Genomic DNA, 11808 nt, shown 5'->3' with positions numbered 1-11808 from the left:
TTAAGCGGCTCGGAGTTAAGCGATTCGGTGTTCAGTGGAAGGTCTCCGTGCGGGCGTCAGTGTCCGGTGTGGTCCAAATGTCAGGATGGTTGGTGGTGAAGCGTCGGCCGCTGATGGCCTCGAGGTTCAGGCGTAGGTAGTGGTTCTTTCTACCGGGCTGCCAAGGTTCTAGGTGGAGTTCATCAGCGTTGGCTTTTTCGCCATGGTCCAGCATCAGCTCGCTTTTGCCTCGAGCCACCACGGACCAAGCCTGTTCGGTGTGCGGATCATAGCCATCAATTTCGAAGGCGCACGGATCGCTCAGAGTGGCCCAGAGTTTGGTCCCGGAGGCGGTGCGGAAAACGATGCTGTTCTGATCGAGGACGTAGTTCACCGGGAAGATTTCCGGGTGATTGTCCACAATGACGGCTAGCCGTCCCACCGTGGTGGAGCCTAACAAGTCCCAGCACTCTTCGGGGCTGAGGCGTTCAATGTTTTCTAATTCCTGGTCCATGTACTGTCGCATCCGTCCTATTCGAGTCCTGCGCGGGTGGCATCATCCAAGGGGCTCCACCACGTCAGCGGCGGAGTCACGGAGAAGCGGCGTCCTGTGATGGAGCTGGGGACGATCCGGATGAAGTGGTCTTTGCGCCCGTCCTGCCAAGGGAACAACAACAGCCCCACAGTGTCCATTACTTCTTGGGTGAGAGTTACGGCGGTGGCTTCGCCCTTGACCACAACGCTCCAAGCCGTACCGCCATCGGGACTGACGCCGTCGGCCTCAAAAGCTACTGGGGTCTCACTCAAGGCGGCGTGAAGTTTGGTCCCGTCGCCGGTGCGGAACACCACTGTGCCGTGGTCCGCGCGGTAGTTGATGGGGAAAATATCCGGGTGGTCGGTGACCCAAAGGGCCAGACGGCCCACCGAGGTGGTGCGTAACAAGTCCCAGCACTGATTCGGTGCCAAGTTTTCCGGTTCCGGGGTGGTTGGTTTGTTCGTCATGTCCATGAGGCTACGCGTGCGCCACGTCAGAGACTAGGGTCCAATGGCCCAGTGGTTTACAGGGAGCGCGGTGGAGGTTGTGAACCAGGCATGGTGAACCGAACGTAGCGAACCAGATGCAGGGAACTGGGGCCAGCTGCACTCTAGCTAGTGCCGGTAGCCCCGCGTAGTCTGAGAGCGGCAGTGGCCGCGGCGTATATCCCTGCGTGGACATACGTTGTTTGATGGGTGCAGTGTTTGATGGGTGCAGTGAGGTGGAAGCTGGCATATGGAAAGTTCCAACACGGGTCCCCGGCGATTCCACGAGTTACCAGCGGTAGACGCGAAGATCGAAGACCTGCTCAAGAACTTTTTGGACCGCGGCGGTGAGCTCCTAGACGCTCAGCAGCATATGCGGGGCCTCCTTGAAGCAGTGGTTGCCGTGGCCGAGGACCTGAGCCTTGAGGCTGTCCTTGACCGGGTGGTGAACTCGGCTTGCCGGCTCTTGCATGCCCAGTATGGCGCTCTTGGGGTGATTGGTGAGGACAAGCAGCTCAGTCACTTCATCACCGTGGGCATAAACAAGGATTTGGCCCAGAAGATTGGCCCACTACCCACCGGTCATGGGGTGTTGGGGCAGCTTATTACCGAGCCGGCCCCGTTGCGGCTTCACGATCTGCGGGAACATCCCCATGCTTACGGTTTTCCGGCCAATCACCCGCCCATGAAAACGTTCCTAGGGGTGCCCATCACGGTGCGAGACGTGGTGTTTGGCAACCTGTATTTGACGGACAAAGAGGGGGGTAGGGACTTCACCGCTGAGGACGAAGAACTGGCCGTAGCACTTGCAGCGGCCGCCGGTGTGGCCATTGAGAACGCCCGGCTTTATGAGGATTCGCGGCGCCGGGCTTCCTGGTTGGAAGCGTGTATGGACGTTACGGGCCGGGTTCTGGGCGAGGAACACGCTGCTGGCTCCGCAGGGGTGACAGCTTCGGAGCACATAACCGGCGCCGAGCACGTGGCCTTTGATGTTGTTGCCGAGCGTGCACTCAAGGAATCCGGCGCCCGGCTCGCCCTCATTGTGGTCCCCGGTGATTCCGTGGAGGTAACCAGCGCCGCCGCGTACCGTGTGGCGGGAGCTGCCGGTAAGGGGTCTGCCGGATTTTCTGGTCAGTTGCTGGCCATGGATTCGCCCCTGATTCGTTCTGTTGTTGACACGGGAAAAACCGCCCAAGCTGAGGACGCAAGCACCGTTTTGGGTGGGCTCATTGGGCAGCATAGGGGACGATTATTGGCTATTGATCTCAGCGCACGCGGAGTGCACCACGGCTTGCTGATTTTGGTCCGTGGCCGTGGCGAGGGGCCCTTTTTGAATTCGGATGTGCAGATGGGCGCCGTTTTTGGTTCGCACGTGGCAGTTGCCTTGGAGCTTGACCGGAGTCACCGTTTGCGCGAGGAGTTGGTGGTTTTTACTGATCGGGACCGGATTGCTCGGGATCTGCATGACGTGGTGATTCAGCGATTGTTCGCGGCGGGTTTGAGTATTCAGAGCCTGCGCAGGTTCACGGATGGTGAGCCGGCTTTGTCCAGGATCGATGCGGTTACTCAGGAGCTGGACGAGACCATCCGGGATCTGCGCAACACCATCTATTCCTTGCATTCCACGTCCAACGGCACTGAGTTGTTGAGCACGCGCATCCTTCGCACGGCCAGGAACGTGTCTAGGCCACTGCCATTTGCGCCTCATCTTGAGCTACGCGGCAGGATCGATTCGATCAGCAACCCCACTACTGGGACGCATTTGCTGGCTGTGATCTCAGAGGCGCTGAGCAACGCTGTCCGGCACTCTGGGGCGGAAAGTATCCGGGTGAGTGTTGCCGTTGAGAACGGGGCGCTGTTGTTAAAGGTCGACGACGACGGTGTGGGTTTCGCTGAATGCACGCCCGGGAACGGGCTGGTCAACATGGATTACCGGGCCGCCGAGTTAGGCGGTTGGTGCACCGTTAGCAGCACACCCGGTGAGGGGACCCACGTTCAGTGGTCGGTGCCGGTGAGCACGGGGGCAGTTGGCTAAATACCAGCGCACTAGGCTGAAGCGTGCATTCAGCTACCCGGTTTGTTGGCCATGTATACGGCCGCTTGGGTGCGGCGCTCAAAACCAAGTTTGGCCAGCATCGAGGACACATAGTTTTTGACGGTTTTTTCAGCCAGCGTCATCTGTTCGCCGATCTGCCGGTTGGTCAGGCCCTGGCCCAAGAGCTGGAGTACTCGCCGCTCTTGCGGGGTGAGTGAAGCTACGCGCGGATCGGGAGTTTCCGGCTCTGTGAGGCCCTGAAGGATCCGCGCTTTTATGTCGGCATCAAAGAGTGATTCGCCACGGGCGGTCCGGCGAATGGCGCCCAAGAGATCGGTTCCGCCAATCTCTTTCAGCACATAGCCTGCGGCACCTGCTAGAACGGCGCCGCGGAGAGCTTGTTCGTCGTCGTAACTGGTCAGGATGAGGCAGCTCAGGGATGGGTCCACGGAGCGTACATCACGGCAGACTTCAATGCCGGTGCCGTCAGGTAAGCGGGCGTCCAGAACGCAAACGTCCGGGTGTAATGCCGGGATCCGGTGTGTTGCTTCTACGGCGAGGCCGGACATACCGACTACTTCAAAGCCTTCGCTCTCAAGGAGTTCTTGCAGGCCGCGGCGAACAAGTTCGTGGTCGTCTAGGACGAAGACCCTGATGGGGGCTTCTTGATGATCCACGGTTCTCCTTAGTTATGCGCGTTTGTGGTTTACAAGTGTCAGTGCCAAGCTACGTTTCTATCACTTGTGAGTCTTCCGGATGCGGTAGCTGCCATCAAGGGTCCAAAGTCCCGGTGCGGGCTGGGGATATTCGGGTGAGGTTCGCGCGTTCGGTGACCTTAGACTCTGGTGCTTGGCGCAGGCTCTCATCAGACTTGCAGTAAGACTAGCGGGTTGAGGTGGGAACACATGGGTAACAGTCCAGCACTGATCCAAATCCGGGATCTACGTAAGAACTTCGGTACGTCCACTGCCTTGGACGGGCTGGAACTGAACGTGGAGCACGGGCAAGTGCATGGTTTTCTGGGGCCCAATGGTTCCGGAAAATCCACCACCATCCGGATCATCTTAGGGTTGCTCCGCTCCAGTGGAGGTGACGTCACAGTGTTTGGACGGGATCCGTGGAAGGACGCATCGGCCTTGCATCAGCGCATTGCGTACGTCCCGGGTGACGTGAGTTTGTGGCCAAACCTTAGCGGGGGAGAAGCCATCGATTTGCTGAGCCGGCTGCGCCGAGGGGCCTCCAACAAAAAAGATTACCGGGAGAGGAAAGACCGTCTGCTGGCAGCGTTTGAATTCGATCCGTCTAAAAAGGGCAGGTCTTATTCAAAAGGCAACCGGCAAAAAGTCGCGCTGATTGCTGCCTTGGCAACACCGGCCCAGCTATACGTGTTGGATGAACCCACCAGCGGCCTTGACCCGATTATGGAGACGGTCTTTAACCAGGAAATTGAGCGCGTGGCAGGCGATGGCGCCACTGTGCTGTTTTCCTCCCACATTCTTTCCGAGGTGGAACGTTTGTGTGACAGGGTGACTATCATTCGGCAAGGCAAAACTGTAGAAACCGGAACCCTTGATCAGCTGCGTGGACTAACGCGCAGCGACGTTTCCTTTGGTGTGGGAGAGGCCCCTTCGGTGATCACGGAAGCCATGGCGAAACTGCGTCATACTCCCGGCGTCCAGGACCTTGCCTTGGAAACAACTGGCGCTGAAAGTGCGCGCATAAAGTTCACCGCTGAGAGCCAACACATGGCTGGTGTTTTGCCCTTGCTGGCGCAGTTAAACGCGCAGGCCTTGACCATCACACCGCCTTCCCTCGAGGACTTGTTTTTGCGTCACTACACGCTGGAACTGGCCCACGACGGCGTGAAACAGGACGGATTCACCAAGGACGGATTCACCAACAACGGCCTCCAAGCAGCCGGGCAATGAACGCCGTTTGGGTTTTGCTGCTCCACCGGCTCCGGCGTGACCGATGGCAACTGCTTGCGTGGATTGCGAGCATTGGCTTTCTGGGGTTCTTCTCAGCCGTTGCGGTGGCACAAACATATGGTGACTCGGTGGGCCGTGAAGGAATTATTCGCCTTGCTGTGGCAAACCCCGCCATTTTGATGTTGCGCGGTTTACCCCAAGGTACTGCCTTGGATGCTTTTGTGTTCTTCCAGATCTTTACGTTCCTGGCGTTGATGGCCGGGCTAATGAATACCTTTCTAGCGGTGCGGCACAGCAGAGCGGAAGAGGAATCCGGCCGCGCTGAGCTAGTGGCTTCAACCCCGGCGTCTAGGTACTCACCCACTGTGGCCACGGTGATTCACGCGTTCCTAGCCAACGTGGTGTTGTGTGCCGCTGTGGCTCTCGGGTTTATTGCAGGCGGCTTGGAGCCGTACGGTTCGCTGGTGACTGGGGCGGCTGTCGCTTCTACTGGTGTGGCCTTTTTTGGTTTCGGCCTGTTAGCGGCACAGTTCGTGCGCTCCGGCCGGGCGGCCAATGCTCTCTCAAGTTCCGCCGTCGTACTGGCTTATCTTTTGCGTGGACTGGGGGACGCCTTGGGCATTCCGCATGCGGACGGAACGCATATGACTGCGGCGTGGCCCAGTTGGTTTTCGCCGATTGGTTGGGGGCAGCAGAGCGCTGCATATACGGCCAACAATCTGCTGCCGTTGTTCCTGGGACTTGGCTTGGGGGCCCTATGTACCGTGACTGTTTTTGCCCTTCAATCCCGGCGGGACAGTGGTTCTAGTCTGTTGGCTGAACGCTCTGGCCGGATGGAAGCGCGGCCGGCACTGTCGACCTCCTTTGCTTTGGCATGGCGGCTGCAGTGGCCAACCATCATGGGGTGGTGCGTGGGTGCTGCGGCTACGGGGGTCTTGGCTGGTTCTTTGGCCAAACTGGTGGAACAAGCGGCCCAAACTAATGCCATTTTGGGCCAAACCTTACGCACTATGGTCGCGGCGGGGGAGACCAGTATTTCCCAAGTACTGATCGCTGCGATGTTCGCCATAGTGGGAGTTTTAGCGGCTGCGTGTGCTGTGCAGACAGTGGTGCGGATGCGCCAAGAAGAGGACAGTCGGCGGGCCGAACTGGTCCTTTCTACAACGGCGAGCCGGGTGCACTGGTTGGCTGACTACTTGTTGTTGGGTGTGGTCAGTGTGGTGTTGGTGCTGCTCACCGCGGCGCTGTTTGCCTCCTTGGCTGTGCTGGTTTCCGGGGACTCGCCGGAGCGGATGGGGGACGTATTTCTTGCCGCCGCGGCGCAACTTCCGGCGGCGCTCCTGTACCTGGGCGTGGTGGCACTTCTATTTGTGGTGGTTCCTGGCGCCAGCACCGTTTTGGGTTGGGCTTTCCTGGGCTCAGGGGTGTTTTTGGGTATTTTTGGGGGCATGATCGGCGCCCCGGAAGCGTTGCGGAATTTGTCTCCGTTCACTCATACGCCGGTTCCGCAGGGGATTCGTACAAACGTTGGCGGTGGGGTTTGGATGGTGGGGCTCGCTGTGGTGGTGGCCGCGGCAGCCGTGGTGGGCATGCGGCGGCGCGACCTACACACAGGCTAAAAGTCCGTCCCACTGAGCGCGGGACTTTTGGCCCTTACCCAGCGCCGGTAACCAGCAGAGACTGAAGTTATAGATGTTGGTTCCTAGCCATGTTCAATGTTGAAGAAAGTGCGGCGCAGTGATGAAGAAGTCGATTGTTGTAGGGGTAAACGATTCCGGTAGCAGTGAGGCAGCTGTTGAGTGGGCTATGAAGCGCGCGGCTCGTTTGAAGTTGCCGGTGGTTCTGGTTCACGCAGTAGATGACCGTTGGAGCTCTGAGGCGCCCGAGTTTCATAACGTACTCAGCAAGGCCGGCCACGCGCTAGTTGCCCGCGCCCAGGCCCGTGCATTGGAGCTGGAACCGGGAGTGCACGTTGAAGCGATGATGATGTGGGGCAGCCCAGGCTATGTGTTGAAGCGCCAGTCCAAACGTGCCGAGATGATGGTGGTAGGTTCGGGTAGTTCTTGGCCTAGAGGCCCGGTCACTGACCGCGCTTTGCAAGTGGCCGCGGCAGCCGCCTGCCCGGTAGCGGTTATTGCGGGAGCAAAGGACGACGGCGGTGCTGCCGCGGCTTCCGGGACGGGCGTCCTGGTGGGTGTGGACGGCTCTGAAGAATCCGTTCAGGCGGTGGCGTTTGCTGCGGCGGAGGCTGACCGAATGGGGCAAGAACTGACGGTGTTGCACGTTTTTGGTGCCGCCACTCGGTGGGTTGAGCGGGGGATCCCGGAGAGTGATCTGGCAAAGTTCATTGCTGAGGAAGAGGAACTGATTATGGGTGAGACTGTTGCTGGTTTGGCCGATAAGTACCCGGACTTGGTGGTTCACAGGGTGTTGGATTCTCAGCACGAACCAGCGGTGGCTCTTGTGGCCGCGGCTCAGCACGCGGCCTTGTTGGTTTTGGGCAGCCGAGGTGCCGGGGGATTCAAGCGATTGATGCTCGGATCAACGGCCCACGCTGTTCTCACTGAGGTGCCGTGTCCCACCATCATTACCAGGCTCACCAAGGTCAAGCTCAGTAAGTAGAACATAAGATGACGCAAGGAGGGGGCTGCTACTAGCAGCCCCCTCCTTGTTATGAAGTTCGATTTACTTGCTCTTGGGGGAGTGAACCACCAGGACTGGGCAGTGTGCCATTCCTACAATGGCAGAGCTCACGGAACCTAGAACAAGGCCGCCGAACCCGCCGTGCCCACGCCGGCCAACAACCACCATGTCAGCGGTTTTGCTCGCTTCAATGAGGCCTTCCCTGGCGTAACCGCGGGAGAGTTTTGCCTCAACGTTTTCCGGCAATTCTGTGCCGAACGCCTGGGTGAGGGACTCGGTGAGGATCTTTCCAGCGGTCTCTTCAAAACCGTCAATCCCCATGGTCAGGTAGCCCAAGTACATTTGCGGGAATTCCCAAAAGGCGGTTGCAATGACTTTGGCACCGGTGGGTAAGGCGAGGTGCTGAGCTTCTAGGAGCGCCTCAACTGACGCGTCTGATCCATCTACCCCAACAACGATGGTTTGTAGCGTTGATTCTTTGTTCATGTTTGACTCCTTGAACGTGCACAGAGGCTGGTACGTAAAAGCGTGATTCGTCCTCGGGTTTTGGGGTAGGGCCGAAGGTCACGGATCGGCGTGGAAAAAATAATTCAGTATGACCTTTGACACAATGAAACGATTCATGCTTTCATATTGGAAAGCGCTTGCCCACAATGACGGTGGGAAAAATTGCATTCATTGCAGGTCAAAGGAGATCCAATGCCAAACACAACTTCACCTGAGGTTGGTTTACCAGCATCCCGCCGCCGCGCCACGATGAGTGGCTGGGTAGGTAGTGCACTTGAGTATTACGACTTTTCCATCTATGCCTCGGCTGCGGCACTCGTTTTTCCGCAGGTATTTTTCCCCTCGCATGACCCAGCCGTCGCAGTGGTAGCCTCTCTGGCTACCTACGGCGTGGGCTATGTTGCCCGCCCCATTGGCGCGTTTGTCTTGGGCACCATGGGGGACCGTCATGGACGCAAGAACGTCCTGGTTCTTGCCATGCTACTGATGGGTGTTTCAACATTCCTTGTAGGTATTCTTCCCACGTACCAGCAAGTGGGGCTTTTGGCTCCCTTGCTCCTGGTCCTTCTTCGTTTGGTCCAAGGATTCGCAGTTGCCGGTGAACTCGGCGGCGCGGGTGCCATGATCATCGAACACTCGCCGGACAAGAAACGCGGTTTCTATGCGAGCTTTGCCCTTCAGGGGACCCAAGTCGGGTCCATTCTTGCCGCGGCTAGCTTCATCCCGCTTTCGGCCTTCCTTCCAGCTGCGGACTTTGCCAGCTGGGGCTGGCGTATTCCGTTCCTCTTGAGCGCCGTGGTTATTGTGGCCGCCTACATCATTCGTCGCGGAGTTGAAGAAAGCCAGGCGTTCCTCGGTGAGAAGCAGTCCCGCGACATCGAAAGAGTTCCGGTCTTCACGGTATTCCGTGAGAGCGGCAGCGTAATTTTCCGTGCAGTGTGCATGGGGCTAGCCAATGTTATTGGAACTACGGTGGTTGTTTTCGGTGCCGCATACGCCACACAACCGGCCTATGGCGTCAAAATGAGCCCGTCAACGTATCTGTGGATGCCAGTATTGGCCAATATCGTTGCGGTCATTCTTATCCCTCTCTTCGGCCGCTTGTCCGACCGTATTGGACGGCGTCCGCTGATGATCTTTGGACCGTTGGCAGCTGGCCTGCTTTCGTTCTTCTACCTGCAGGTTGTCAGCCAGCGCAATGTGGTCTTGACGGTGCTACTTGCCATCTTGATCTTCGGCATTCTCTACCAGATGTGGAATGCAACGTTCGCAAGTTTCTTCCAGGAACTTTTCCCCACTCGAACCAGGGTCACTGGCTTCGCGGTTTCACAGAACATCGCACTGCTGCTCACGGCCTTTATGCCGACCGTCTTTACCTTGATTGCCCCTCCTGGATCAACGTCGGTTCCGTTGGTCATCGGCGGACTTACTTTGCTGGTGTGTGTCATCTCCGCTGCCGCAGCGTGGGCGTCCAAGGAGACGGCTCATATCACTTTGGACGAGTTGGGCAGCAAGAAAGCAGGAGAATCCAAGCTAACGTCCAAAAATGCTTCGGTAAACCAGTAACACTTCGCCTAGGCTCAACTGGAGCACCCGTACCCCCGCACGCATGTGCGGGGGTACCCCCATTTATTGCCTCATATTTGCTTCTGAAGGGAATTCAACCGATGCCGTCTTCACATTCTTTGCAACCGGCCCGAGTGGCGCTGGTAGGTGTTCGAGGCTTTGGTGCGCACCACCTGGCCAACCTGCACCGATTGCAAAATGCTGGCTCAGTTCAATTGGTAGCTGTGGCGGATCCACAGCTGTCCCACGAGGATCAGCTCCCAGAAGGCACTCAGCGCTTTCCTGACTTGCCAACGTTGCTGGGTGAAACGGCGGACCTTGACGTCATTATTCTCGCTACGCCTATTCAGACTCACGAGTCTCTTGCACTCCTGGCCATTGAACACGCTCACGTCTATTTGGAAAAGCCGCCCGTGGCCAATCTTGCCGCTTTCGAAGTACTGGAAAAGGCGGCAACGGCAGCCGGCCGTAGTATCCAAGTGGGTTTTCAGGGCTTGGGTTCGCATGCCTTAGGCGCCATTGAGCAGGTGCTTAAATCGGGCGAAATTGGCACGTTGATTGGTGTTGCGGCAACAGGTAGGTGGGTCCGTGACCGCGCTTATTACAAGCGTTCCACGTGGGCCGGAAAACGTCGGCTCAATGGTGTGGATGTAGTGGACGGGGTGGCAACAAACCCGTTGGCTCACGCAATTTCAACTGCTTTGTGCATTGCTGGCGCTAACACGCTGGCTGATGTGGACAGCGTGGAAACGGACCTATTCCATGCCAATGACATTGAGTCTGATGACACTTCTGTGATCCGTATCAAGACCTCCACTGGCTTGCCCATCACGTGCGCTTTGACCTTGTGCGCGGAACATAGTGTTGAACCGTATATTACGGTGCAGGGTAGCGAGGGATCAGCCGTGCTGCACTATACCGAGGACCGGTTGAGCGTTTTCACTGCCAGCGGGGAACGGCACCTGAGCTTCCAAAGAGACGATCTGACCGAGAACCTCATAGAACATATTCGAAGCCTCTCGGGGACCGCTGGCATCGTTGAACTCATCAGCCCTTTGCGTGGAAGCGGCGGATTTATGCGAGTTTTGGAAGCGGTGCGCACGGCGGCCCCACCTCGGCGGATCGAGCCCCAGTACGTTCGGTGGGTTGGCGAGGGGGACCAGGCTCACGCTGTGGTTGACGGTATTGAAGATGCTTTGGAGAGGTCCACGGCAGCCCACGTCACCTTTAGTGAGCTGGGCTTACCGTGGGCGCAGAGCACCCAGCCCTCTGCCGAGTCTCTAACTCTTGGTCTTGCTCTGGAAGCATCGGATCCACGCCCCACTATTGCCACTCAGCAATCCGGCACACAGCTGCCCAACAGACTCTCTCCCCGGCCCTATCTTCACCCCGTGCGGAGCCTGGCGGGCACCGTTGTCACCGATCATTTCCCTGCGGACCACCCCTGGCATCTGGGTGTTGGTGTGGCATTGCAGGATGTGAATGGCATCAATTTTTGGGGCGGAAAGACTTACACTTCCGCCGAGCAGCGCTATGAAGAGCTGGAAAACCAGGGCCGGATCAGTGAAGTGCAGAGGTCTGAACATGACACACAGTCGGTGCAGACTCTTAGCTGGGCTGGACCGGATGGACGTGAAATTCTGACCGAGCAGCGCAGTTTCGGCGCTACGCAGGTCAGCCAAAACGCATGGCAGCTAGACGTCTCCATTAGCCTTGAAGCAAAACAAGATGCAAGCCTAGGCAGCCCGGGCTCCAACGGCGCGCGCGGCAGTGGCTACGGCGGATTCTTCTGGCGGATCGCACCGTGTACTGACATCGAGGTCTTTACTGCTACAACCCATGGCGAGGCAGCCAGCCATGGCAGCCGCAATCCTTGGTTGGCCTACACTGCTCGCTTTGGTGACCAAGACTGCACACTTGTTTTTGCGGCAATGGATCAAGAACCTGACCCATGGTTCGTTCGCGTTGATCAGTATCCAGCAGTTGGTTCGTCACTGGCCTGGGACTCTGCCGTGACGTTGACCCGAGGGCAAAAACTGTCCCGTACGTTCAAGGTATGGATCATTGACGGCCGCCTTGAACAAGATGGTCTGGCAGCGTTGGATCCCATCTTTGCGGACAAGTAGAACG

The 11808-nt window shown here is 58.0% G+C and carries 10 protein-coding genes; 6 read left to right on the top strand and 4 right to left on the bottom strand.

Going from position 1 to position 11808, the window contains the following annotated elements; all coding sequences use genetic code 11:
- Positions 1 to 31: 31 nt before the first annotated feature.
- Both ACQR35_RS12995 and ACQR35_RS12990 read right to left on the bottom strand, forming a co-directional pair.
- Entirely contained in the window at positions 32 to 493 is a 462-nt protein-coding gene (locus ACQR35_RS12995) for a pyridoxamine 5'-phosphate oxidase family protein (protein ID WP_430270287.1), read from the bottom strand.
- Positions 494 to 510: 17 nt separating this feature from the next.
- Complete coding sequence (locus ACQR35_RS12990) at positions 511 to 981, bottom strand: pyridoxamine 5'-phosphate oxidase family protein (RefSeq protein ID WP_430270286.1); 471 nt, start codon at positions 979 to 981, stop codon at positions 511 to 513.
- A 268-nt stretch (positions 982 to 1249) separates the two neighbouring features.
- Here ACQR35_RS12990 and ACQR35_RS12985 point away from each other — a divergent pair, with 268 nt between their 5' ends.
- Positions 1250 to 3034 carry a GAF domain-containing protein gene (locus ACQR35_RS12985; RefSeq protein ID WP_430270285.1) on the top strand — a complete coding sequence of 595 codons (1785 nt, stop codon included), beginning with the start codon at positions 1250 to 1252 and terminating at the stop codon, positions 3032 to 3034.
- Positions 3035 to 3063: 29 nt separating this feature from the next.
- Here the strand turns inward: ACQR35_RS12985 and ACQR35_RS12980 are convergent, their stop codons facing one another.
- Positions 3064 to 3711, bottom strand: a complete 648-nt coding sequence (locus tag ACQR35_RS12980; protein WP_430270284.1) for a response regulator — start codon at positions 3709 to 3711, stop codon at positions 3064 to 3066.
- A 228-nt stretch (positions 3712 to 3939) separates the two neighbouring features.
- Between ACQR35_RS12980 and ACQR35_RS12975 the strand changes: the two genes are divergently transcribed.
- The 3 genes from ACQR35_RS12975 (at position 3940) to ACQR35_RS12965 (ending at position 7584) form a co-directional block, all read left to right on the top strand.
- Positions 3940 to 4962, top strand: coding sequence for an ABC transporter ATP-binding protein (locus ACQR35_RS12975; RefSeq protein WP_430268779.1), 1023 nt, complete (start codon positions 3940 to 3942; stop codon positions 4960 to 4962).
- Positions 4959 to 6581, top strand: coding sequence for an ABC transporter permease (locus ACQR35_RS12970; RefSeq protein ID WP_430270283.1), 1623 nt, complete (start codon positions 4959 to 4961; stop codon positions 6579 to 6581). Before ACQR35_RS12975 ends, ACQR35_RS12970 begins: the two co-directional genes overlap by 4 nt.
- Before the next feature lie 121 nt (positions 6582 to 6702).
- The gene (locus ACQR35_RS12965) at positions 6703 to 7584 is read left to right on the top strand and encodes a universal stress protein (RefSeq protein WP_430270282.1); all 882 of its coding nucleotides are present in this window, start codon (positions 6703 to 6705) and stop codon (positions 7582 to 7584) included.
- Positions 7585 to 7647: 63 nt separating this feature from the next.
- Here ACQR35_RS12965 and ACQR35_RS12960 read toward each other — a convergent pair whose 3' ends face one another.
- Positions 7648 to 8091, bottom strand: a complete 444-nt coding sequence (locus ACQR35_RS12960) for a universal stress protein (protein WP_430268782.1) — start codon at positions 8089 to 8091, stop codon at positions 7648 to 7650.
- Between the two features lie 213 nt (positions 8092 to 8304).
- Between ACQR35_RS12960 and ACQR35_RS12955 the strand changes: the two genes are divergently transcribed.
- Together ACQR35_RS12955 and ACQR35_RS12950 are read left to right on the top strand one after the other, a co-directional pair.
- Positions 8305 to 9678 (top strand): MFS transporter, encoded by a 1374-nt coding sequence (locus tag ACQR35_RS12955; RefSeq protein ID WP_430268783.1) that lies wholly within the window; start codon positions 8305 to 8307, stop codon positions 9676 to 9678.
- A gap of 101 nt (positions 9679 to 9779) precedes the next feature.
- Positions 9780 to 11804, top strand: coding sequence for a DUF6807 family protein (locus ACQR35_RS12950; protein ID WP_430268784.1), 2025 nt, complete (start codon positions 9780 to 9782; stop codon positions 11802 to 11804).
- The last annotated feature ends 4 nt before the right edge of the window (positions 11805 to 11808 follow it).

It is taken from the genome of Pseudarthrobacter sp. J1738, assembly GCF_050490315.1.
Lineage (GTDB): Bacteria > Actinomycetota > Actinomycetes > Actinomycetales > Micrococcaceae > JBNPEO01.
The sequence above is the reverse complement of the archived record's forward strand: the minus strand, read 5'-3'. Positions and strand labels throughout refer to the sequence as shown.